This is a genomic window from Mesorhizobium sp. M0145 (assembly GCF_040322355.1).
In the GTDB taxonomy this organism is placed as follows: Bacteria; Pseudomonadota; Alphaproteobacteria; order Rhizobiales; family Rhizobiaceae; genus Mesorhizobium.
Genome location: NZ_JAMYTK010000003.1, coordinates 104,122 through 126,813 on the forward strand (window position 1 = coordinate 104,122; position 22,692 = coordinate 126,813).

Here is a 22,692-nt window from a genome sequence, read left to right on the forward strand (position 1 = left end):
GAAATAAACGCTTAAAATCCCTCAATATTTTTGCGCCGAGTTTCTTCCAGCACCCCTCATCCGGCTCGGCGCTGCGCGCCGATCCACCTTCTCCCACAAGGGGAGAAGGGTCAGGGCCGGCATTGGCTGCCTCAGGCGGCTCCCGGACGGCCAGCGATCATGGCGCGTCGCGCCGACCGGCGCTGCTCGACGGCGTCGGCAAGGCCGTGCAGCACCGTTTCGGTGGTTTCCCAGTCGATACAGCCATCGGTGATGCTCTGGCCATAGACGAGCGGCTTGCCGGGCACGACGTCCTGCCGGCCGGCGACAAGGTTGCTCTCGATCATGATGCCGATGATGCGCTCGTCGCCTGCCGCGATCTGGCCCGCCACGTCAGCCGCCACCAGCGGCTGGTTTTCCGGCTTCTTGTTGCTGTTGGCATGACTGACATCGATCATCAGCCGAGGTGCCACGCCGATCCGGCCGAGCTCAGCGCAGGCAGCAGCTATGCTTGTCGCGTCGTAGTTGGGCACAATGCCGCCGCGCAGGATGACGTGGCAGTCCTCGTTGCCGGTGGTCGTCGCGATGGCGCTGCGCCCACCTTTCGTCACCGCCATGAAATGGTGCGGCTGGGCGGCGGATTTCACGGCCTCGGCCGCGATCCGCAAATTGCCGTCGGTGCCGTTCTTGAAGCCGACCGGGCAGGACAGGCCTGATGCGAGTTCGCGGTGGATCTGGCTCTCGGTCGTGCGCGCGCCGATCGCGCCCCAGGCGACGAGGTCGGCAATGTATTGCGGAGTTGTCATGTCGAGGAACTCGGTCGCTGAGGGAAGGCCGAGATTGTTGACCGCCGAGAGCACGTTGCGGGCCATCCGCAGACCCTTGTCGATGTTGAAGCTGCCGTCCAGGTCGGGATCGTTGATCAGGCCCTTCCACCCGACCGTCGTGCGCGGTTTCTCGAAATAAACGCGCATCACGATCTCCAGCCGGTCCGACAGGCTTTCACGCAGCGATGCCAAACGGCTGGCATAGTCTACGGCAGCGGCCGGGTCGTGGATCGAACAGGGGCCGACGACGACCACCAGACGATCGTCGGTGCCGGTCAGCACGGCGTGGATCGCGTTGCGTGACGCGGCAACGGTCCGCGTCGCCGTCAGCGTGCGCGGTATTTCCCGCATCACCTCGTCGGGTGTGCTCAGTTCTCTGATTTCCTTGACCCGAAGATCGTCTGTGGTCGTCAACATGGCTTTCTGCTCCTGATTGGGGAGACCTGCCGGCTGAAACAAAAAAGCCGCCAGGTCTGGCGGCTGTTCGGATCTTGTTGCTGCAATCTTCAGATCGAGCGCAATCCTCCCGCCGCCAGCGAGCTCATAAAGTACCAATAGGTGGCGGTCAGGTTGATCATGAGGGCTGATATAGTCGATGCGGAGGCGCTTGTCACGTGCCTGGTGAGGAGGAGGTTTACTCCAGCCCATTCGCGATTGGCTGAAGCCCCCCGAACTTCGTCATCCCAGGGCGAAGCAGGAGCGGAGCTCCGTCGCGGAGACCCTGGGATCCATGCCGTTGCCTTGGCCAAGGAGTGCTGCGGAACTAAATTCTGCATTGTAGCGACGCCTAGATGTCACGGCATGGATCCTCGGGTCTGCGCCGCGTCGCTGCGCTCCTTGCTCCGCCCGTGGATGACGAAGTGATGGGCGGCGTTCCGCTAGACTTGCCAGCGTTATTCCGGTGACGCCCCGGCGATGCTCTGATCGTAATCGACCAGCGACCCGGTCATGACGCCGGACTGCGGGCTGATCATATAGCTGATCAACCGGGCAAGCTGCGCCGGCTTCACCAATTGACCCATCGGCTGCGCGGCCTCGGCCCTTTCCAGCCAGTCGTCCGGCGCGTCGTGCCATTTCTTCTGCACGATCGCCTCGCCCTCGGTGTCCATCCAGCCGGGCAGCACCGCATTGCAGCGGATGCGATTGCCGCGATAGGCGTTGGCGACATTCTTGGTGAGTGTCGCCAGCGCTCCCTTGCTCGACGAATAGGGCGCCAGGAACGACTGGCCGCAATGCGCCGACATCGACAGCACGTTGACGATCGAGCCCGGTGCCTGGCGCGCCAGCAAATGCGCCACCACGCCCTGCATCAGGAAAAACGGGCCGCGCACATTGGTCTGGAATATCTGGTCGAACAGATCCTCGGAGGTCTCGACCAGCGAGCCGCGAGCCGAGGTGGCAGCGGCGTTGACCAGCGCGTTGACGGTACCAAAATGGCCAATCGCCGTTTCGACCGCACGCTTGCAGTCGGCCACTTTTGAGACGTCGGCGCTGATGAAGATGGCATCGACGCCTGCCCCCTCGAGGATGGCGACAGCCTTGTCGCCCTTCTCCTGCGAGCGGCCGATCAGCGCCAGCGCCCGGCAGCCCTCATCGGCCAGCGCTTCGGCGACGGCAAAGCCGATGCCTTGTGCGCCGCCGGTGACGATGGCGCGTGTTTCGGAATTGCGACCGGCTGAACCGTTCATCGCCTTGCTCCTGTGCTTGATAGTCAGATTGTTTTGTCGAGGCGGACGGTCTTGCCTTCCTTGGCCGATTTCAGCGCCGCATCCGCCAGCCTGAGCGCCACCAGCCCGTCCTTGCCGCTCGGCGTCGCCTTCTTGCCTGACGTCGCTGCCGCGATGAAGGCAGCGATCTCGTTGGCATAAGCGTCGAGATAACGGGTCATGAAGAAATCGTGCAGCGGCGGCCGCGTATAGCCTTTCTCATTGGCCAGTTCGATCGACACCGGCCGCTGGTTCTCGGCCGCAATCATGCCTTTCGAGCCATGCACCTCGATGCGCTGGTCGTAGCCATAGGTGGCGCGGCGTGAGTTGGAGATAACGCATTGCTTGCCGGAGGCAGTTTCGAGGATGACGCTGACGCTGTCGAAGTCGCCGGCCTCGCCGATCTTCTTGTCGACCAGCACCGAAGCATGCGCGCTGACCGCCACCGGCTCCTCGCCGAGCAGGAAGCGCGCCATGTCGAAATCATGAATGGTCATGTCGCGGAAGATGCCGCCCGAGCGGCCGATATAGTCGAGCGGCGGCGGGCCGGGATCGCGCGAGGTGATTGTCACCATTTCGACAGTGCCGATGGCGCCGTCGTCGATCGCCTTGCGCACGGCGGCAAAATGCGGATCGAAGCGGCGGTTGAAGCCGACCATCAGGGTGGCGCCGGCCTTGTCGACGACGGCCAGGCAACGTTCCACCCTGGCGGCGTCGAGGTCGATCGGCTTTTCGCAGAAAATCGCTTTACCCGCTTTGGCGAAGCGTTCGATCAGATCGGCATGAGTGTCGGTCGGCGTGCAGATGACGACCGCGTCGATATCGCCGGCCTTCTCGATGGCGTCGATGCTGCGCACTTCGGCGTCATAGGCAGAGGCCAGATCGGTCGCCGCCTTCTCGAAGGCGTCGGCAACCGCAACCAGCCTGGCCTGCGGATTGGAACCAACGGCGCGAGCATGGACCTTGCCGATACGGCCGGCACCGAGAAGAGCAAAGCGAAGAGGCATGAAGAATTTTCCTTTGAGGATGGTTCGGAAGGGAGGGCGTGTCAGCGCCTGTGGCTCGGCGTTGGCCGTTACGCCGCAAGTTCTGCCTGCCCGGTCTTGGCACCGGTGATGTAGGAGACGATATCGTTGCCGTCGGTGTCTTGCTTGCGCAAATTGGCGACGATGCGGCCGCGCCGGAAAACGACAATGCGGTCGACCAGGTCGAACACCTGGCGCATGTTGTGAGAGATCAGGATCAGCGGTTCGCCATTCTCCTTCAGCGTGCGGATGATGTTTTCGACCTGCATCGTCTCCTGCACGCCGAGTGCCGCCGTCGGCTCATCCATGATGATGAGCTTGGAAGCAAAGGTCGCGGTTCTGGCAATCGCCACGCACTGGCGCTGGCCGCCCGACATGTGGCGGATAGTATTGGAAAGATTGGGGATCTTGACCGCTGTCCGGACCAAGGCTGCCTCGGTCGCCTTGCGCATGAACTTGCGATCGAGGATCGAGAAGGGCCCGAGATTGAAAAGCACCCGCTCGCGGCCGAGGAACAGGTTCGACGGGACGTCGAGGTCGTCGGCGAGCGCCAGGTTCTGGAACACCGTCTCGATGCCCGCCTCGCGGGCTTCGATCGGGCCGGCAAAATTCACTTCCTTGCCGTCGAACCACATCCTGCCGCTGGTGCGCTGCTCGACGCCGGTGATCTGGCGTACGAAGGTCGATTTGCCAGCGCCGTTGTCGCCCATGATGGCGACGTGCTCGCCCTTGCGCAGCTCGAAGTTGGCACCCTCCAGCGCATGGACGCCGCCATAATACTTGGTCAGGTTTTCGGTCTTCAGGACGATGTCCGACATGATCAAGCCCTCATCGCCCGCAGGCGTTGGCGCCACTGGTCGAGTACGACTGCGCCGACGATGATCACGCCTTTGACCATCTCCTGATAATAGGCGTCGAGGCGCAGAAAGGTGAAGCCGGAGATGATGACGCCGAAGATCAGCGAGCCGATCACCGTCCCGATAATCGAACCGCGGCCGCCCGACAGCGAGACGCCGCCGATAACCGCCATGGCGATCGCGTCGAGCTCGTACATTACACCCATGCCGGCCTGGGCGGTGAGATTCTTGGAGCTCAGCACCACGGCGGCGAGCGCGGCGAGGACGCCGGCAATGACGTAGACGAGGATCTTGTGGTTGGCGATGTTGATGCCGGACATGCGCGCGGCGTCCTCATTGGAGCCGATTGCATAGCAGTGCTTGCCATATTTGGTGTAACTCAGGATCAGCTGGAACAGCACTGCGAGCGATATGAAAATGATGACCGGCATCAGCCCCTTGCCGATGGCGGCGAAACTCTCGGTCGGAAACGAGATCGGCTGCCCCTTTGACCACCATTTGGCGATGCCGCGTGCGGTGACCATCATGCCGAGCGTGGCGATGAACGGCGGGATGCGCGTGTAGGCGATCAAAGCGCCGTTGACCAGGCCGGCCAGCAGTCCGCAGCCGATCGCGACCAGCACCGGCACGATCACCGGCAGGTCGGTCCAGCCCTGGGCGATGAACATCGCCTTCGGGTTCGGGTTGCCGTTGACCGTCGCCACCTGGGCGAAGCTCATGGCGATCATTGCCGTGGCGCCGACGATCGAACCTGAGGACAGGTCGATGCCGCCGGTAATGATCACCTGCGTCACGCCGATGGCAATAATGCCGACGATCGACACCTGCAGGATGATGATCTGCAGGCGCGCTTCGTTGAAGATCGCATCGATATTGTCGCGGGTGTTGAACAGGAAGCTGTCGCCCAGGAAAACCCGGCCGATCAGCTCGAAAGCGCCGACCAGGATGACGAGCGCCAGGAAGACGTTGAATTCGGCCGGCCATGCGCGCCGCTTCGCATCATAGCTGAGCCCGCCGACGCCGTGAGATGTCTGTGCCAATCGTGCTTCCTCCGTCAGCCACGGTCTCCACTCGGCGCTGTTCAGGCCGAGAGGGAAAAAGCGGAGCGGCGCTGTCTTACTTTGGCGCGCCGCTCCGTATCGGACAGGTCCGCCTCAGTTCTTCTTCAGGAACTTGTCGATATTTGCCGGCGTGACCAGCTGGAACGGGATGTAGACCTTGTGCTCGACCTTCTCGCCCTTCGCCAGCTTGAGCGCCGCGTCAAGCGCGCCGGCACCCTGGCCGGCCGCGTCCTGGAACACCGTCGCATCGAGGTCGCCCGCCTGCATCGCGGCAAGCGCATCCTGGGTAGCGTCGACCCCGCCGACGACAACCGACTTCATGTCGATGTTGGCGGCCTTCATCGCCTGGATGGCGCCGATGGCGCTTTCGTCATTATTGGCGATGACGCCGTCGAACGGTTTGCCGGTCGACAGCCAGTTGGTCATCAGGTTCTGCGCTTCTTCGCGCTTCCAGTTCGACGTCTGCTTGTCGATGATCTTGATGAAGCTGCACTCCGGCGTGGCGATCACGTCGTCAATGTCCTTGGTGCGCTGCACCGCTGCCTGGTTCGACAACTCGCCCATGATCACATAGACGTTGGCTTCAGTCTTGCCGGCCTCCTTGAACAGGCGGCAGACCTCCTTGGTCTCGAGCGTGCCGGAATCGGCTTCGTTCGAGGCGACGAAGGCCTGGTTTTCGGGCAGCGTGTCGACGTTGACCGGCTCGCGATTGACATAGACCAGTGGAATCTTGGCAGCGGCGGCTGCGTCCGACATCGCCTGAGTCGCCGAGGTGTCGACCGGGTTGACGATGATGGCGTCGACGCCTGAGGCGGCGAAGTTCTTGATCTGGTCGAGTTGCTTGGCGACGTCGTTCTGCGCATCCTCCACCTGCAGCTCGACGCCGTCCATGCCCTTGGCCTGTTCAATCATGCCGTTGCGCAGCACGGTGAGAAAATTGTCGTCGAACAACGCCATCGACACGCCGATCTTGGCAGCAAAGGCGGACGAACTCATCAGCGCCGCGAACGCGACGCCCAAAAGCAGTTTTTTCATTTTATTTCTCCTCCACATTGGTGTCCGGCTGCACCGATCTACCCGGAATCCCCGATCTCGCAGGGAATTCTCTCCCGATTGCCATTTTTGGTTCCGGAGGCATTTTGCCTGAAACAGATCTTCCGGAACGAAAGAACCAAAATTCTCAGTTGGTGAAATATTTATTCCATTTCGCTTGGGCGTCAAGCGAGATTTCGCCATGAGGAATGGATTTTCGGCATTTCGAGCGCTTTTAGACGGACGCTAACGCAAGCCAGGCCTGAAAGCGTTCTGATAGATTACATCATGTCTGCCGCCGATGACCGCGACGTCAGATGTTTTCCGGCAGATAAATGTCGAAGGGCAGAAAGGTCTGGCCCGGCGCATTCGCAGCGCCGGTCTCGATGGCATGCGCCATCAGCCCGACAAGCTCGCGGCAAAGCGCCGCCAGTGGCGTCGAGATCACCATGGTCAGGAAATTATCTGCCAGCGCCGCGCGGGAGTCGGGCGTGATCTCGTTGCAGACGACCGCCGGCATCTCAGCCGGCTTTGCCTCCCTCAGCGCCGAGATCGCGCCTTCCATGCCGCCACCGGCGACATAGCAACCGGCGAGATCAGGGTGGCGGGCCAGAAGCTCGATCATTGCATCATGCGTGATCTGGTTCGCTTCCAGATTGACCAACGTCTCGAGGAGAGTGAATTCCGGCGCCTGCTCGCGAAAGAAGGAGCGAAAACCGATCTCGCGAAGCTCATGGCCGTGGAAGCGATGGCTGCCGACGAAGAGGGCAACCTTGCCAGGTCTCTTCGCGGCCTTCGAGATCATCCAGGCAGCGGTGCGGCCGACCTTGCGATTGTCCAGGCCAACATAGCCCTCGCGAATACCGGACGCAAAGTCGGAAAGCAGGGAGAACACCGGTACGCCATTGGCTTTGAGAGCCTCGACGGCGACCGTCAGCGTCGGGTGATCAGGCCCGACCAGGGCGACGGCCCTGGATTTGGCGGCCAGCTTGCGCATCCGCTCGACGATCTCGTCCGGCGCCAGCGAAGCGGCGAAGTCGATGGTGGCCACGCCGCGAAAGCGCGGCGACTGCGATACCGCCAGTTCAAGCTCGCGGGCAAATTCACTGTAGAAGACGTCCTCCCGTCTCAACAGCAGGAACCCGAGCCGGTATTCGGGCAATTCATGGCGCATCCGCTGCTTGATCAATCCGGCTGCGTGATAGCCGATGCTGGTCGCGGCCTCATAGACGCGGCGCGCGGTTTCCTCGCGCACCGGCAAGCGGTTGTTCAGCACCCGGTCGACGGTGGCAACGCTGACCCCCGAAATGCGCGCCAGGTCGGTGATCGTCGGCCGTTTCGCCATCGCTGCCTCATTCCACTGTTTGGCCCTTTTACACCATTCTGATGGAAAATGATAGAAACTATCTTTGTGATATTGAGCCTATCAGGGCTCGGCGTTATTTTGAACGCTACCGAACATGATCGAGGCCTCCGCTATGGTGGATATTGGACTCCGAACCGGGAATACGAGCTCCGCAGCGGCGTCCCGACGCGACTATAGCCTGATCGGCCGCGACGCGAAGCTTGCCGTCGAGAGCGGGCTGGCGGCGGCCGAGTGGTATCACACCGACGTGCCGCGCAAGCAGATGAAGGAGCTGATGCAGCGCTCCGACGGCCCGGCGATCCGCGATACCATCGTCTGGCTCGGCGCCATGATCCTCAGCGGCGCCGGCGCCGCCTGGTTCTGGGGCAGCTGGTGGTGCGTGCCGTTCTTCTTCGTCTACGGCGTCCTCTACGGTTCCTCCACCGATTCACGCTGGCACGAATGCGGCCACGGCACCGCTTTCAGGACGCAGTGGATGAACGACGTGGTCTATCAGATCGCCTGCTTCATGATCATGCGCAACCCGGTGACCTGGCGCTGGAGCCACACGCGCCATCATACCGATACCATCATCGTCGGCCGCGATCCGGAGATCTCGGTGATGCGTCCGCCCGATCTGCTGCGCGTGGTGCTCAACTTCGTCGGCATTCTCGACGCCTGGCATGCGATGAGCGACATGCTGCGCAATGCAGCCGGTATCGTCAGTCCGGCCGAAAGAACCTTCATTCCCGACCAGGAGCAGCCGAAGGCAATTCGCATTGCCCGCATCTGGACGGCGATCTATGCCGCGACCGTTGCGCTGGCGCTCTACACGGGCTCGCTCCTGCCGCTGATGCTTGTCGGGCTGCCCAGGCTTTACGGCGCGTGGCACCATGTCATGGTCGGCCTGCTGCAGCATGGCGGCCTGGCTGAAAACGTCACCGATCACCGGCTCAACAGCCGCACCGTTTACATGAACCCGATAAGCCGCTTCATCTACTGGAACATGAACTACCATGTCGAGCATCACATGTTTCCCATGGTGCCCTATCACGCGCTGCCCAGGCTGCACGAACTGATCAAGCACGATCTGCCTGCGCCGACACCGTCCATCCTGGCCGGCTACCGCGAGATGATACCGGCTTTCCTGCGCCAGCTGCGCAATGAGGATTATTTCATCAAGCGCGAACTGCCGCCGACGGCGAGGCCCTATCGCGAGGATTTCCACAGCGATAACGCTGCTGTTGCGGTGGCTGCTGAATGACAAGCCCATGCCAAGGCATCAAACATCGAGGGACCCGTAAATGAGCGACTGGGTCGAGGCCTGTGACGCCGAGGACATCGACGAAGAGGACGTGATGCGCTTCGACCATGGCGGCCGCACCTTTGCCATCTATCGCAGCCCCGACGACGGGTATTTCGCCACCGACGGGCTTTGCACGCATGAGAAGGTGCATCTGGCCGACGGGCTGGTGATGGACGATATCATCGAATGCCCGAAGCATAATGGCCGCTTCAACTACAAGACAGGGGCTGCCAGGGGCGCGCCGGTCTGCGTCGATCTCAGGACCTATCCGGTCAAGGTCGACGCCGGCAAAGTCCTTGTCCGGATCGGTTGATGATGACGAAGGGAATGGTCATCATTGGCGCCGGCGAATGCGGCGGGCGCGCCGCCCTTGCGCTGCGCGAGCTCGGCTATGATGGACCGGTGACGCTGGTCGGCGACGAGCCGCATCTGCCCTATGAGCGGCCGCCGCTGTCGAAAGACGCGATGGTTGCCGACGCGCCGCTGCTCAAGGCAATCGCCACCGACGCGATCCTGGCCGAAAGATCGATCAGGCATATCCATTCGGTTCAGGCGGTGGCGATCGACCGCGCGGCGCATGTCGTGCGCCTCTCGGACGGTTCCGTCCTGGCCTACGACAAGCTCCTGCTGGCGACCGGTTCGGTGCCGCGCAAGCTGCCGATGCCGGGCCTTGGCGGGCGCTGCGTCTACCTCCGGACCTTCAACGACGCGCTGGCCATTCGCGCCCATCTCAGCGCCGGAAATCGCATCGCCATCATTGGCGGCGGCTTCATCGGGCTTGAGCTTGCCGCGGCGGCACGCAGACTGGGTGCGGCGGTCACAGTTATCGAGGCGCAGCCGCGCATCTTGATGCGCGGCGTGCCGGCCGAGATCGCTGAGATCATCCATCAGGCGCATGAAGCCGAAGGCGTGAAAATCCTGTGCGGCGAGGGCATCGCCGCCATTGCCGATGATGGCGCCGAAGTGCGCATCGCGCTCGCCGGTGGACACGACATTGTCGCCGATCTTGCCGTGATCGGCATCGGCGCCGTGCCGGTGACCGGACTTGCCGCGGAGGCGGGGCTGACCGTCGACAATGGTGTCGCCGTCGACGCCGAGCTTCGCACCAGCGACCGGGATATCTTTGCCGCCGGCGATTGCTGTTCGTTTCCGCTCGCCATCTATGGCGGCCGGCGCGTGCGGCTCGAAGCTTGGCGCAATGCACAGGAGCAGGGCGCGCTCGCCGCAAGGAATATGCTTGGCGCCGGCGAGTCCCATGCGGCGGTGCCGTGGTTCTGGTCGGATCAGTACGGCCTGACCTTGCAGATCGCCGGCCTGTCGGACGAAGGCCGCAGCATCGTGCGCCGCGACCTCGGCTACGGCGCCTTCATCCTGTTCCACCTCGCCGAGGACGGCAGGCTGGTTGCGGCAAGCGGCATCGGCCCAGGCAACGCGGTCGCCCGCGACATAAGGCTGGCCGAGATGCTGATTGCAAAGCAGGCAAGGCCGGCGCCGGAAGCGCTAGTCTCGCAGGCGGTCAAATTAAAATCGCTGCTGGCGGCTTGATCCGCCGCGTGGATAATTGGCCGAACGCGTTCGGCTAAAACAGCGCTTTCAGCTCCGGCAGCTTGTCGTTGACCAGCCAGCCATAGTAATTTTCCTCGGGCAGCTTTTCCGGCTCGCCCGCAGCGCGGCGCTTGTCGTTCTCGGCTTTCAGCGCATAGGCGCGCTGTTCGGGATTGCCGACATTGTAGAGCGTCGACGTGATGCCGGGATTGCCTGAGATGTCGAAGCCGGCAATGCTTTTATAGGCGTCGATCGACTTCCTTATCGTCGCCGCGACATAAGGCAGTGTCAGGTCAGGGTCCATGATCGTCTTGTAGACCGCATTGGGGTCACCGACGTCGAGTTCCGGCAGGCCGGAAACCTTGTGCACGAGATCGCTCATCTGCAGTGCCGTCAGCGGATTGAGCTGGCCAAGGCCAAAAGTCTGGCCGGCATAATAAGGCTGGAAGAAAGTGGCGCCGAAGCGGTCGTTGGGAAAGCTCTCGCCGTTGACGGTTTTGCCGCGGAACGACCGGTTCCACACCTGTTCGCGGCACTCCCACAGATCGTAGCTGTCGGACTTCCCTGCGCATTTCGCAAATTGCGGCCGTTGCACGAAATCGGTGATGTCCTCGCCATCATAGGCAAAGGAGAGCTTGCTCGACAGATACGAGATCGCCTTGACGTAATAGGTCTGCAGCCGGTCATAGGCATCGACATTATAGGTATGCTCGCCGACGATGGCTCCAACGATATGCATTGGGTCGATGTCATAGGCCGCGGCTGCCTGCTTGATCTTGCCGCGCAGCTCGGCATCGTTCTGGAGCAGCGCAAAGACTTTGCGGTATTTCGCCTGGAAGGTGGTGTTGGTCGCCTGGGTGCGCCGGCTCGAAGCGCCCGGTATGTCGGGCTGCTCGGTGTTGCGGTTGCCCGGCGGCACCATCGTTGCCGCTTGTGCGGCGAACATGGCTGCCGCCAGCGTCAGCCCCAAAATGACGAGGATTAGTTTTTTCATGCGCCGCCGCCCAAATAGTCGCCGGCAAACTAGGTAATGCTCCACCGGGAGTCGAGAGACGCCTGCACCCGACGGGACGAAAGCTTGCCGGATGCTTCCATTTGGCCACACATCGGGAATGCTGGGCCAAATTGGGGAGGCCGGGAGCAATTCCCCGACCCTCTTCGAGAATGAAGCGTCTCCTACAGGATGAAACGCGACAAGTCCGTGTTTCTGGAGAGGTCACCGACATGCTTCTCGACATAGGCGGCATCGATGGTCACCGAGGTGCCGTTGCGGTCCGGCGCGTCATAGGAGATATCGTCCAGCACCCGTTCCATCACCGTCTGCAGCCGCCTGGCGCCAATATTCTCGACGCTGGCGTTGAGGTCCACGGCGATGCCGGCCAACGAATCGATGGCGTCGTCGGTGAAGACCAGATCGACGCCTTCGGTCTTCATCAGCGCGATATACTGCTTGATCAGGCTGGCTTCGGTCTCGGTGAGGATGCGGACGAAATCGCCCTTCTCCAGCGCCCGCAGCTCGACGCGGATCGGCAGGCGGCCCTGCAATTCCGGCAGCAGATCGGAGGGCTTGGCGACGTGGAACGCACCCGAGGCGATGAACAGGATGTGGTCGGTCTTCACCGGTCCGTATTTGGTCGCAACCGTGGTGCCTTCGACCAGCGGCAGCAGGTCGCGCTGCACACCTTCACGCGAAACACCGGCACCGATGCCGCCTTCGCGCGAGGCGATCTTGTCGATCTCGTCAAGGAAGACAATGCCGTCATTCTCGGTCGATTCGAGTGCCCTGCGCACCACTTCGTCCTGATCGAGCAGCTTGTCGGACTCGTCGCTGATCAACAGCCCGTAGGACTCCTTGACGGTCGTCTTGCGCAACTTGGTCTTCTTGCCGCCCATCGCTTTCGACAGCATGTCGTTGATGTTGAGCACGCCGATATTGGCGCCAGGCATGCCGGGGATCTCGAAGCCGGGCATGCCGCCATTGCCGGTATCGGCCACTTCGATCTCAATCTCCTTGTCGTCGAGCTCGCCGTCGCGCAGCTTCTTGCGGAAACTGTCACGGGTGGCCGGGCTCGCCGTCTTGCCGACGAGCGCTTCGAGCACCCGTTCCTCGGCGTTGATGTGGGCACGCGCCTTGACGTCCTCGCGCATCTTCTCGCGAACCAGCCCGATGGCGATCTCGACCAGGTCGCGGATGATCTGCTCGACATCGCGGCCGACATAACCGACCTCGGTGAACTTGGTGGCTTCGACCTTGACGAAAGGCGCACCGGCAAGGCGTGCCAGGCGGCGCGAAATCTCGGTCTTGCCGACGCCGGTCGGGCCGATCATCAGGATATTCTTCGGCATCACCTCTTCGCGCATCTGGCCCTCGAGCTGCTGGCGGCGCCAGCGGTTGCGCAAGGCAATCGCCACGGCACGCTTGGCGTCTTTCTGGCCGATGATGAAGCGGTCGAGTTCCGAAACGATTTCGCGAGGAGAGAAGGTGCTCATGTCACTAAATTCCACTTTGCCACTGCCGAACGGACTCGAACGGATGCAGCAGCATGATCACGTTGAGTGTCAGATTGTCCCGGATGAGATAGCCGACACCGAATTCGAAGATGAGGGCGAGGGTTACGATCACCCATATAGGAAGCCTTCGCGCCATGACAAACCCCAGCACCATGGCCAGCGTGTCCGACACCGAATTGATGATGCTGTCGCCATAATAGTCGAGCGAGATCGTGCCGGCGCGATAGCGATCGATGATGAAAGGGCTGTTCTCGAGCAGCTCCCAGCCGCCCTCTATAACCACCGCAAAGGCCAGCCTGAGCCCGATCGGCGAGCGCGGGAAAACGAACCACGCCAGCGCATAGAACAGGAAGCCGTGAATGATGTGCGAGAAGCTGTACCAGTCCGAAATATGCTGGGAATTCTCCGAGCTTTGCACAATGCCGTGCCACAGCTTGACGTAGCCGCAGGTACAGATCGGCGTCCGCCCCATGCCGTAGAGGACCCCGGCCTGGAAGATGACCAGGCCGAGAACCAGCAGAAGCCCCATTCGCCAACTGTCGTAGTAGGCCGAGACGGTTTTGTCGCTGGATACGCTCATGCTGCTATTGCCCCTCTTCTGCGTCACCCTGTTCGGCATCACCCTCTGGGGCATCAATCGCCATCAGCACGGCATCGCCATATTCCGACTTCCTGCGATCGATAGCCGTGAAACCGGCCTTTTCATAGGCACGGATAGCCCGTGCATTGGCGGGGTCCGGGTCGATGATGACGCGCGGCGTACCTTCCTCGAAAAGCTGCTCGACGAACTGCCGGACGATCGCCGAGCCGTGGCCGACCCCGACAAGCTCCGGCACGCCGATCGACAGATCGATGCCGAGCGTGCCGAACGGCTGGTCGCTATAGGGATGGCCGTCCTCCAGATGCGGATCGTAGCTCTGCAAATAGCCGATGGGCTTTCCGTCGAGCTCGATAATCAGCGGCTCGACCGAAATGCTGTCGATATGCTCGCGGATCTCCGCAATCTCGGTCTCTGGGTCGTTCCACCATTCGGCGACATGCGGCTCGGCAAGCCAGCCGGCGATCATCGGCAGGTCCCTCTGGGTCACCGGCCGAAAACCATAGCGGAGGCTCCGCTCAGGCGGCATCGAGGGTTTCGACGACGAAGTTGTTGTTGGTGTAGACGCAAATGTCTGACGCGATCTGCATCGCCTTGCGGGCGATCTCCTCTGCGCCCTTGTCGCTGTCCACCAGCGCGCGTGCCGCTGCCAGCGCGTAATTGCCGCCCGAGCCGATGGCCATGACGCCAAATTCGGGCTCCAGCACGTCGCCGGTGCCGGTCAGCGCCAGCGACACCGACTTGTCGGCCACCAGCATCATCGCTTCCAGCCGCCGCAAATAGCGGTCGGTGCGCCAGTCCTTGGCAAGCTCGACGCAGGCGCGTGTCAGCTGGTCGGGATATTGTTCGAGCTTGGCTTCAAGCCGCTCGAGCAGAGTGAAGGCATCGGCGGTGGCGCCGGCGAAACCGGCGATGACGTTGCCGCCCTTGCCGATGCGGCGCACCTTCTTGGCGTTGCCTTTCATGATGGTCTGGCCGAGGCTGACCTGGCCGTCGCCGGCGATCACCACCTTGCCGCCCTTGCGCACGGTCAGGATGGTCGTGGCATGCATGGTCAGTTCATTCGACATTTTCTGCTCCGATAAGCACCGATCCCATCGAGGCGATCGGCGCGTTACGAGTGACTTGATCGGCCATATGTATGCATAGGCCGGACGATTGCAAACCGGCCATCCACCGGGTCGGATCGGGCTCCGCAGCGGTAACTGGCAATCGCCGGATCATGCTGCTAGAAGGCTTTCGTTTTCAGGCATGTGAACGCCTGAATCGTGCAAAATCTGAGACAAGGATGAGGTCATGGCGCCCCGTTCCGCCGAGATAAGCCGCAAGACCAGGGAAACCGACATCGCCGTATCGGTTCAGGTCGACGGCTCGGGCAAATCCGACATTTCGACGGGCGTCGGCTTCTTCGACCATATGCTGGACCAGTTGTCGCGCCATTCGCTGATCGACATGACCGTGAGGGCCAAGGGCGACCTGCACATAGACGACCACCACACGGTCGAGGATACGGGCATTGCGCTCGGCCAGGCGCTGGCCAAGGCATTGGGCGAGCGGCGCGGCATCATGCGCTACGCCTCGATCGATCTCGCCATGGACGAGACACTGACGCGGGCGGCAATCGATGTCTCCGGCCGGCCTTTTCTGGTCTGGAATGTTTCATTCTCGTCGCCGAAGATCGGTACGTTCGACACCGAGCTGGTGCGCGAATTCTTCCACGCGCTGGCGCAGAATGCCGGCATCACGCTGCATGTCACCAATCATTACGGCGCCAACAACCACCACGTCGCCGAGACCTGCTTCAAGGCCGTGGCGCGTGTGTTGCGTTCGGCACTTGAGCGCGACCTGCGCCAGCCGGACGCGGTTCCCTCCACCAAGGGATCCCTGAAAGGGTAACGCCATGGCCATCTATGTCGTAATGGAGCCGCCAGGCCGCAGCGAAAGCGTGGACACTACCTTTATCCGTGACGGCTTTGCCTGGCTCGGCTTCCTAGTGCCGCCGCTGTGGCTGGCCTGGCACCGGCTGTGGGTCGAGGCGGCATTGGCGTTTGTCGCCATGGGCCTGCTCTCGATGCTGGGCGAAAGGCTGGACCTGGAAACAGCCGGCTCGCTTTTATCCCTGCTTGTCATGCTCTTTGTCGGACTGGAAGGGCAGGGCTTGCGGATCGCAGCCCTGCGCCGTCGCGGCTGGCATGAATGGGGCGTGGTCGAGGCCGACAGGCTCGACGACGCAGACGTCCGCTATGCATTGGAAGCCGATGCTCAGTCGGATGAACAACCGACGGTGCAACGCATCGTCCCAGACGCAGCACATGCCCGGTCGGCGCAGATGGGCCTGGCGCTGGGGCTGAACCATATTCCGGGAAAGCCCTGAGATGAGGGTGGCGATCATCGATTACGGGTCGGGCAATCTGCGCTCGGCCACCAAGGCCTTCGAGCGTGCTGCGCATGAAGCCGGCATTGCCGCCGCGATCGAACTCACCGCCGATGCCGAGCGGGTCAGGACCGCCGACCGCATCGTCCTGCCCGGCGTCGGTGCCTATGCCGATTGCGCCGCTGGACTGCGTGCGGTCGCCGGCATGTGGGAAGCGGTCGAGGAGGTGGCGATCGCCAAGGCTCGGCCGTTCCTCGGCATCTGCGTCGGCATGCAGCTGATGTCGGAGCGAGGCCTGGAAAAGACCGTCACAAAGGGCTTTGGCTGGGTCGCCGGCGACGTCAAGGAGATCACGCCGGCCGATCCGACACTGAAGATCCCGCAGATCGGCTGGAACACGATTGACCTGAAGCGCAAGCATCCGCTGTTTTCCGGCATTGCGACGGGTGGCAAGGGACTGCACGCCTATTTCGTCCACTCCTACCATCTCGATGCACGGAAGGAGGATGAGGTGCTGGCGGTTGCCGACTATGGCGGCCCGGTAACGGCCGCTGTCGCCCGCGACAACCTAGCCGGAACGCAATTCCACCCCGAGAAGAGCCAGGCGCTGGGCCTGGCGCTGATCACCAATTTCCTAGGCTGGAGGCCCTGAACCATGAGCAAGAAGGGCTATTGGATGGCAATGGTCGATGTCCACGATCCCGAGATCTACAAGCAGTACATCGAGGCCAATGCCGCGGCTTTCGCGAAATACGGCGCGAAGTTCCCGGTGCGCGCCGGGCGGTACACCAGCCCGGAAGGACCGGCAGGCAATCGCCACGTGCTGGTGGAATTCGAATCCTATGAAAAGGCGCTGGAATGCTACGGCTCGCCTGAATACCAGGAGGCCTTGAAGTACAGGCTCGCCGGCTCGACCGGCCACTTTGTCATCGTCGAAGGCGCCTGAAGGTGTTTCTGTTTCCGGCGATAGACCTCAAGGACGGCAAATGCGTGCGCCTCAGGCATGGCGACATGGCGACCGCCACCATCTACAATGACGATCCCGCCGCTCAGGCGCGCGCCTTCGCAGAGCAGGGCTTCGAATGGTTGCACGTCGTCGACCTCAACGGCGCCTTCAAGGGCCAGAGCGTCAACAGCGCCGCGGTCGGCGCCATCCTGAAGGCGACGAGCAATCCGGTGCAGCTCGGCGGCGGCATCCGCACCCTGGCGCAGATCGAGGACTGGCTCGACCGTGGGCTGGCCCGCGTCATTCTTGGCACGGTGGCGGTGCGCGATCCGGATCTGGTCAGGCAGGCCTGCAAGGCATTCCCGGGCAAGATCGCCGTCGGCATCGACGCCAAGGGCGGCAAGGTCGCGGTCGAAGGCTGGGCTGAAGCCTCGAGCCTCGGCGTCATTGAACTGGCGAGGAAATTCGAGGGTGCCGGCGTCGCCGCCATCATCTACACCGATATCGACCGCGACGGTGTGCTGACCGGCATCAACTGGGACGCCACCATCGATCTCGCCGACGCGGTGTCGATCCCGGTTATCGCCTCGGGCGGGCTCGCCTCGATCGCCGACATCGTGCGCATGACCCTGCCCGATGCCCGCAAGCTCGAAGGCGCGATCTCCGGACGCGCCCTCTACGACGGCCGCATCGACCCGGCCGAGGCATTGGCGATCCTGCGTGGCAAACCGATGGCAGGGGTGTGAAACGTGAAGGTCTCGATTATCGTTGCTCCCTACGACAGCGGGCACTATCACGAAGGGTGCGGCCAGGGGCCGGACGCCATCATCGGCGGTGGGCTGGTCGAAGCCCTGACCGTGGCTGGCCATGACGTCGCCGTCGAAGATATCGGCAAGGTCGGAGACGAGCAGGGGCGCGAAATTGCAACCGGCTTCGCCGTCTGCAACGCCGTCGCGACCAGGGTTAACCTCGCCCGCGATGGAGGACGCTTCCCCATTATCCTTGCTGGAAATTGCCTGACCGCCGCCGGTGCGGTCGCCGGTGAAGTTGCGGATTCGATCATCTGGATCGACCAGCATGGCGATCTCAACACGCCGGAGACGTCCTCCTACGGCTTTCTCGACGGCATGGCGCTGGCGGCGACGCTCGGGCTCTGCTGGCATCCGATGGCGGCAGCAATTCCGGCGTTCCGGCCGATAGACCCGGCGCGCTGCATGCTGGTCGATGCCCGCGACCTCGATCCCGACGAAAAGCGACTGCTGGAAACTTTGCCGATCGTGCGCACCGAATGTGCCGGTGCACTCGATATGATCGGAAAGCTCACGGCGACAGGGACTGTGCGGGCGCATCTGCATCTCGACCTGGATGTCCTCGATCCGGATGTGTTGCAGGTGAACCGCTACGCGCACCCGGGCGGCCCGAGTCCGGAACAGCTACGGCAGCTTGCCTGCGGACTGGCCAGGTCAATCCCAATCGTCGGCGTGACGCTCTCGGCCTACGACCCGGCCTTTGATTCCCAGTCCGAAGTTCCGCCCGTCGTCGGCCAGCTGCTTGTCGACTTTCTTGCGGCGATCGAGAGGATCTGATGCTGAAAGCCCGCGTCATCCCCTGTCTCGACGTCAAGAACGGCCGTGTCGTCAAGGGCGTCAATTTCGTCGACCTGGTCGATGCCGGCGATCCCGTCGAAGCGGCAAAAGCCTATGACGCGGCCGGCGCCGACGAGCTCTGCTTTCTCGACATCACCGCCTCGTCGGAAAACCGCGAGACCATTTTCGATGTCATCGCCCGCACCGCCGAACAATGTTTCATGCCGCTGACCGTTGGCGGTGGCGTCCGTCAGGTCGCCGACATCAGGAAGCTGCTACTGGCCGGCGCCGACAAGGTGTCGATCAACACGGCGGCGGTGAAGACCCCAAATTTTGTCGCCGAGGCTGCCGACAAATTCGGCAACCAGTGCATCGTCGTCGCCATCGATGCCAAGAAAGTGTCCGCTGCGAGCGAGGCTGATCGCTGGGAGATATTCACCCATGGCGGCCGCGAGAAGACCGGCATCGACGCCGTCGAGTTCGCTCGGCGAGTGGTCGATCTCGGCGCCGGCGAGATCCTGCTAACATCGATGGACCGCGACGGCACCAAGGCCGGCTACGACATAGCCCTTACCCGCGCGGTCGCCGATGCCGTATGCGTGCCGGTCATCGCTTCCGGTGGCGTCGGCACGCTCGACCACCTTGTCGAAGGCATTCGCGACGGCCATGCCGGCGCGGTGCTGGCGGCGTCGATCTTCCATTTCGGCACCTACAGCATCGCCGAAGCCAAGCTGCACATGGCTCAGGCCGGACTGCCGATGCGGCTGGACTCGCCGGGTAATCGGTCCTAGAGCCTTTCCGGCTAAGAAGAGGCCGTAAACGCCGTCATGACCGAGTTCTCGCTCTCCGAACTGGAGAAGATTATTGGCGAACGCGCACGTTCCGGCGATCCGGATTCGTGGACGGCCAAGCTCTTTCAGCGCGGCATGAGCAAGGCAGCGCAGAAACTCGGCGAAGAGGCGGTCGAAACGGTGATCGCAGCCGTCAGCGCCGACCGGGACGCGCTTGTTTCGGAAAGCGCCGATCTCATCTATCATTGGCTTGTCGTTCTCGGCATAGCGGACATTCCGCTGAGCAATGTGCTCAACGAGCTTGAACGCCGCACCGGTCGTTCGGGCATCGCCGAAAAGGCGTCTCGGCTGGACCGGGGCTGATCGCTGCGGAGGAACTCGATGGACCAGCTCGCTCCTACCGAGAAGTATTCACCCTATCGTTTCTTCTCGGCCGAGCAATGGTCGCGGTTCCGCGCCGATACGCCGATGACGCTCACCGAGGACGAGGTCCGTCGTCTGCGGTCGCTGAACGATCCGGTCGATCTCCACGAGGTCGAGCGCATCTATCTTTCGATGTCACGGCTGTTGTCGGCTCATGTCGAAGCCAGTCAACTCCTGTTCAGGCAACGCCAGGCCTTCTTCAACGCGCTGGACGCGGCCAAGACACCGTTCATCATCGGCATTGCAGGTTCCGTGGCGGTCGGCAAATCGACCACGGCGCGCGTGCTAAAGGAGCTGCTGGCGCGCTGGCCGTCGAGTCCCAAGGTCGACCTGGTCACCACCGACGGTTTCCTGCTGCCGAACGAAATCCTGCGCCGCAACAATTTGATGGAGCGCAAGGGCTTTCCGGACAGCTACGACGTCGGCGCGCTGCTGCGCTTCCTGTCTGGCATCAAATCGGCGCAGCGCAACGTCCGCGCGCCGGTCTATTCGCACCTGACCTATGACGTCATTCCGGGCGAGTTCCAGACCATCGACCGGCCCGACATCCTGATCTTCGAAGGCATTAATGTCCTGCAGCCGGGCAAGCTGCCCAAGGACGGCAAGATCGTGCCTTTCCTGTCGGATTTCTTCGACTTCGCCATCTATATCGATGCCGAGGAGGCGCTGATCCATCACTGGTATATCGCCCGCTTCATGCGGCTGCGCGAAACCGCCTTCCGCGACCCGGCCTCCTTCTTCCACCGCTATTCGCAACTTTCCGAGGATGCGGCCCGCGCCATCGCCGAGGGCCTGTGGACCAACATCAACCTGAAGAATCTGCGCGAGAATATATTGCCGACCCGCGCCCGAGCCGATCTCATCCTGCGCAAGGGCGCCAACCATCTGGTCGAGGAAGTGGCGCTCAGGAAACTGTGAAATCCCGGGACATTCCTTAAAGTCATCTTAACCCAGTCTTTCTATTGTCGGGCCTGATCTGCGGGCTCGGCAAACAAATGAATGCGCCATTCCTAAACATCGATCGGCCGGCAGCTGACCGCATCGCACGTCCGGGCAGCGGCGGCGCAACGATTGCCCTGATCGTGCCTGTCCACAATGAGGAAGGCGCAATTGCTCCATTCCTGAAGGCGGTATGCGAAAGCACCGCGCCGCTGAAGGACAAAGGCGTTGCCCTCGAGTTCATCTTCGTCAACGACGGCAGCAGCGATACGACGCTCGAAAAGCTGATCGAAGCCCAACAAACCGATCCACGTATCCACGTAATCGACCTTTCACGCAATTTCGGCAAGGAAGCCGCGATGACCGCGGGGCTCGACAGCTGCGATGCCGATGCAGCGATCCCGATGGATGTCGATATGCAGGATCCGCCGCATGTCATTCCGCTGCTTGTGGAAAAGTGGCGCGAGGGTTTTGAGGTTGTTCTGGCCAAGCGAGCCAATCGGTCGAGCGACAGCTTTCTCAAGCAGCGCTCCGCCTCGATGTTCTACCGCGTTCACAACTGGATCGCGCAGCAGAAGATCCCGCACGATGTCGGCGACTTCCGTTTGATCGACCGCCAGGTCATCCAGGCGCTGCGGTCTTTGCCCGAACGCCGTCGTTTCATGAAGGGCCTGTTCGCCTGGGTCGGGTTCCGCACCGCAAGCGTCGAATATGTCCGCGATCAGCGCATCGCCGGCCAGTCGAAATTCTCCGGCTGGAAGCTGTGGAACTTCGCGCTCGAAGGCATCACCAGCTTCTCCACCGCTCCGCTTGAAATCTGGACCTATGTCGGCGCGACGATTTCCGCGCTGTCGTTCCTGTACGGCCTGCTGATCGTCGCCAAGACAATGATCTTTGGCGTTGATGTGCCCGGCTACGCCTCCCTGCTGGTCAGTGTTCTTTTCCTTGGCGGCATCCAGTTACTCGGCATCGGCATTATCGGACAATACCTCGGCAGGGTCTACGCCGAGATCAAGCAGCGTCCGATCTACATCGTGCGCCGCAAATATGAGGGAATGAGCTGATGGAGATCGACGCCTACCGACAGATGGCCGCCACCGAAGACGAGCATTGGTGGTTCTGCGGGCGTCGCGCCATCGCCGAGGCGGTCATTCGCAGCATCGGCCTGCCTGAAAACGCGCGCATCGTCGAGATCGGCGCCGGCACCGGCGGCAACATCCGGATGCTGGAGCAGTTCGGCGCAGTGACGGCAGTCGAGATGAGCGATCTCGCGCGCAGGATTGCCTGGGAAAAGACCGGCCGCGACTTCCTCGCCGGACATCTGCCGGACAACATTCCCGTCGCGCCGCAAAGCTGCGACCTCGTCTGCCTGTTCGACGTGCTGGAGCATGTCGCCGAAGACGAGGCGTCGCTTGCCGCGATCCGCCAAGTGCTGAAACCGGGCGGCAGCGTCGTCCTCACTGTGCCCGCACACCAATGGTTGTGGAGCACGCATGATGTGGGGCTGCATCATATGCGGCGCTATTCACGCAATCTGCTGCGTGAACGAATCGAAAGGGCTGGTTTCGCGATCGACCGGCTGAGCTACACAAATGCCGCGCTCTTCCCGGTAGCGGCGCTGGCACGACTGGTGGACAGGTTGCGCAAGTCGGCCTTGCCAGCCGGCCATGCCACGCCGCCAAAACCACTGAATGCGGCGATGAAGGCAGTGTTTTCGGCGGAAGGCCGCATCATACCAAATGCAAGCTTGCCCTTCGGGGTTTCGCTGCTGGCGGTATTCCGCGAGGACAGCGCCGTCGAAACCGCTCGCCTCGACGAGAAATTGGCAGCTTGACCGCGTC

Annotated in this window: 26 protein-coding genes; 14 read left to right on the top strand and 12 right to left on the bottom strand. The window is 62.3% G+C overall.

Features of this window, described 5'->3' with window-relative positions; genetic code table 11:
• Window positions 1-131: 131 nt before the first annotated feature.
• The 7 genes from NKJ28_RS07535 to NKJ28_RS07565 form a co-directional block, all read right to left on the bottom strand.
• Window positions 132-1,223: a 3-deoxy-7-phosphoheptulonate synthase gene (locus NKJ28_RS07535; RefSeq protein ID WP_352634840.1), complete on the bottom strand. Its 1,092-nt coding sequence runs from the start codon at window positions 1,221-1,223 to the stop codon at window positions 132-134.
• A 476-nt stretch (window positions 1,224-1,699) separates the two neighbouring features.
• A complete protein-coding gene (locus NKJ28_RS07540) occupies window positions 1,700-2,494 on the bottom strand; it encodes an SDR family oxidoreductase (protein WP_352634842.1) in 795 nt (264 codons plus the stop codon).
• Between the two features lie 23 nt (window positions 2,495-2,517).
• Window positions 2,518-3,519 (bottom strand): inositol 2-dehydrogenase, encoded by a 1,002-nt coding sequence (gene iolG / locus NKJ28_RS07545; RefSeq protein ID WP_352634844.1) that lies wholly within the window; start codon window positions 3,517-3,519, stop codon window positions 2,518-2,520.
• Between the two features lie 68 nt (window positions 3,520-3,587).
• Window positions 3,588-4,355 carry an ATP-binding cassette domain-containing protein gene (locus NKJ28_RS07550; RefSeq protein ID WP_254815918.1) on the bottom strand — a complete coding sequence of 256 codons (768 nt, stop codon included), beginning with the start codon at window positions 4,353-4,355 and terminating at the stop codon, window positions 3,588-3,590.
• 2 nt (window positions 4,356-4,357) lie between these two features.
• Window positions 4,358-5,434 (bottom strand): ABC transporter permease, encoded by a 1,077-nt coding sequence (locus NKJ28_RS07555; protein ID WP_292655972.1) that lies wholly within the window; start codon window positions 5,432-5,434, stop codon window positions 4,358-4,360.
• 114 nt (window positions 5,435-5,548) lie between these two features.
• Complete coding sequence (locus tag NKJ28_RS07560) at window positions 5,549-6,490, bottom strand: sugar ABC transporter substrate-binding protein (protein WP_352451673.1); 942 nt, start codon at window positions 6,488-6,490, stop codon at window positions 5,549-5,551.
• 310 nt (window positions 6,491-6,800) lie between these two features.
• Window positions 6,801-7,832: a LacI family DNA-binding transcriptional regulator gene (locus NKJ28_RS07565; RefSeq protein ID WP_023677522.1), complete on the bottom strand. Its 1,032-nt coding sequence runs from the start codon at window positions 7,830-7,832 to the stop codon at window positions 6,801-6,803.
• Window positions 7,833-7,965: 133 nt separating this feature from the next.
• On the opposite strand from NKJ28_RS07565, the gene NKJ28_RS07570 reads away from it, so the two are divergent.
• The 3 genes from NKJ28_RS07570 to NKJ28_RS07580 are packed head-to-tail and all read left to right on the top strand — an operon-like array spanning window position 7,966 to window position 10,683.
• A complete protein-coding gene (locus NKJ28_RS07570) occupies window positions 7,966-9,096 on the top strand; it encodes a fatty acid desaturase family protein (protein ID WP_352635041.1) in 1,131 nt (376 codons plus the stop codon).
• 40 nt (window positions 9,097-9,136) lie between these two features.
• A complete protein-coding gene (locus NKJ28_RS07575) occupies window positions 9,137-9,451 on the top strand; it encodes a MocE family 2Fe-2S type ferredoxin (protein WP_352454826.1) in 315 nt (104 codons plus the stop codon).
• 2 nt (window positions 9,452-9,453) lie between these two features.
• On the top strand, window positions 9,454-10,683 hold the full coding sequence (locus NKJ28_RS07580; RefSeq protein ID WP_352635044.1) for an NAD(P)/FAD-dependent oxidoreductase: 1,230 nt from the start codon (window positions 9,454-9,456) through the stop codon (window positions 10,681-10,683).
• 34 nt (window positions 10,684-10,717) lie between these two features.
• On the opposite strand, the gene NKJ28_RS07585 is transcribed toward NKJ28_RS07580, so the two are convergent.
• The 5 genes from NKJ28_RS07585 to hslV all read right to left on the bottom strand — a co-directional run bounded on the left by NKJ28_RS07585 (window position 10,718) and on the right by hslV (window position 14,862).
• Window positions 10,718-11,677: a DUF1402 family protein gene (locus NKJ28_RS07585; RefSeq protein WP_352576350.1), complete on the bottom strand. Its 960-nt coding sequence runs from the start codon at window positions 11,675-11,677 to the stop codon at window positions 10,718-10,720.
• Between the two features lie 182 nt (window positions 11,678-11,859).
• Complete coding sequence (hslU, locus tag NKJ28_RS07590; protein WP_352454824.1) at window positions 11,860-13,173, bottom strand: ATP-dependent protease ATPase subunit HslU; 1,314 nt, start codon at window positions 13,171-13,173, stop codon at window positions 11,860-11,862.
• Window positions 13,174-13,177: 4 nt separating this feature from the next.
• Window positions 13,178-13,774, bottom strand: coding sequence for a DUF2585 domain-containing protein (locus NKJ28_RS07595; protein WP_352634846.1), 597 nt, complete (start codon window positions 13,772-13,774; stop codon window positions 13,178-13,180).
• Window positions 13,775-13,778: 4 nt separating this feature from the next.
• On the bottom strand, window positions 13,779-14,321 hold the full coding sequence (locus tag NKJ28_RS07600) for a GNAT family N-acetyltransferase (RefSeq protein ID WP_352634848.1): 543 nt from the start codon (window positions 14,319-14,321) through the stop codon (window positions 13,779-13,781).
• Entirely contained in the window at window positions 14,311-14,862 is a 552-nt protein-coding gene (hslV, locus tag NKJ28_RS07605; protein ID WP_023677530.1) for an ATP-dependent protease subunit HslV, read from the bottom strand. Before hslV ends, NKJ28_RS07600 begins: the two co-directional genes overlap by 11 nt.
• A 226-nt stretch (window positions 14,863-15,088) precedes the next feature.
• Between hslV and hisB the strand changes: the two genes are divergently transcribed.
• From hisB to NKJ28_RS07660, 11 genes are all read left to right on the top strand, one after another.
• Window positions 15,089-15,688 carry an imidazoleglycerol-phosphate dehydratase HisB gene (hisB, locus tag NKJ28_RS07610; protein WP_352634850.1) on the top strand — a complete coding sequence of 200 codons (600 nt, stop codon included), beginning with the start codon at window positions 15,089-15,091 and terminating at the stop codon, window positions 15,686-15,688.
• Between the two features lie 4 nt (window positions 15,689-15,692).
• Window positions 15,693-16,166 carry a DUF2628 domain-containing protein gene (locus NKJ28_RS07615; RefSeq protein ID WP_023677532.1) on the top strand — a complete coding sequence of 158 codons (474 nt, stop codon included), beginning with the start codon at window positions 15,693-15,695 and terminating at the stop codon, window positions 16,164-16,166.
• 1 nt (window position 16,167) lies between these two features.
• Entirely contained in the window at window positions 16,168-16,818 is a 651-nt protein-coding gene (gene hisH, locus NKJ28_RS07620; RefSeq protein WP_023677533.1) for an imidazole glycerol phosphate synthase subunit HisH, read from the top strand.
• 3 nt (window positions 16,819-16,821) lie between these two features.
• A complete protein-coding gene (locus NKJ28_RS07625) occupies window positions 16,822-17,112 on the top strand; it encodes a DUF1330 domain-containing protein (protein WP_023677534.1) in 291 nt (96 codons plus the stop codon).
• 2 nt (window positions 17,113-17,114) lie between these two features.
• Window positions 17,115-17,858 (top strand): 1-(5-phosphoribosyl)-5-[(5-phosphoribosylamino)methylideneamino]imidazole-4-carboxamide isomerase, encoded by a 744-nt coding sequence (gene hisA / locus NKJ28_RS07630; RefSeq protein ID WP_023677535.1) that lies wholly within the window; start codon window positions 17,115-17,117, stop codon window positions 17,856-17,858.
• Between the two features lie 3 nt (window positions 17,859-17,861).
• The gene (locus tag NKJ28_RS07635) at window positions 17,862-18,698 is read left to right on the top strand and encodes an arginase family protein (protein ID WP_352634852.1); all 837 of its coding nucleotides are present in this window, start codon (window positions 17,862-17,864) and stop codon (window positions 18,696-18,698) included.
• Complete coding sequence (hisF, locus tag NKJ28_RS07640; protein ID WP_352635046.1) at window positions 18,695-19,489, top strand: imidazole glycerol phosphate synthase subunit HisF; 795 nt, start codon at window positions 18,695-18,697, stop codon at window positions 19,487-19,489. The genes NKJ28_RS07635 and hisF overlap by 4 nt, the downstream gene beginning before the upstream one ends.
• Before the next feature lie 36 nt (window positions 19,490-19,525).
• Window positions 19,526-19,852 (top strand): phosphoribosyl-ATP diphosphatase, encoded by a 327-nt coding sequence (locus NKJ28_RS07645; RefSeq protein WP_352634854.1) that lies wholly within the window; start codon window positions 19,526-19,528, stop codon window positions 19,850-19,852.
• 18 nt (window positions 19,853-19,870) lie between these two features.
• Window positions 19,871-20,830 carry a type I pantothenate kinase gene (gene coaA, locus NKJ28_RS07650; RefSeq protein ID WP_023677538.1) on the top strand — a complete coding sequence of 320 codons (960 nt, stop codon included), beginning with the start codon at window positions 19,871-19,873 and terminating at the stop codon, window positions 20,828-20,830.
• A 77-nt stretch (window positions 20,831-20,907) separates the two neighbouring features.
• Window positions 20,908-21,915 carry a glycosyltransferase family 2 protein gene (locus tag NKJ28_RS07655; RefSeq protein ID WP_352454814.1) on the top strand — a complete coding sequence of 336 codons (1,008 nt, stop codon included), beginning with the start codon at window positions 20,908-20,910 and terminating at the stop codon, window positions 21,913-21,915.
• Window positions 21,915-22,685: a class I SAM-dependent methyltransferase gene (locus NKJ28_RS07660; RefSeq protein WP_023677540.1), complete on the top strand. Its 771-nt coding sequence runs from the start codon at window positions 21,915-21,917 to the stop codon at window positions 22,683-22,685. The genes NKJ28_RS07655 and NKJ28_RS07660 overlap by 1 nt, the downstream gene beginning before the upstream one ends.
• The last annotated feature ends 7 nt before the right edge of the window (window positions 22,686-22,692 follow it).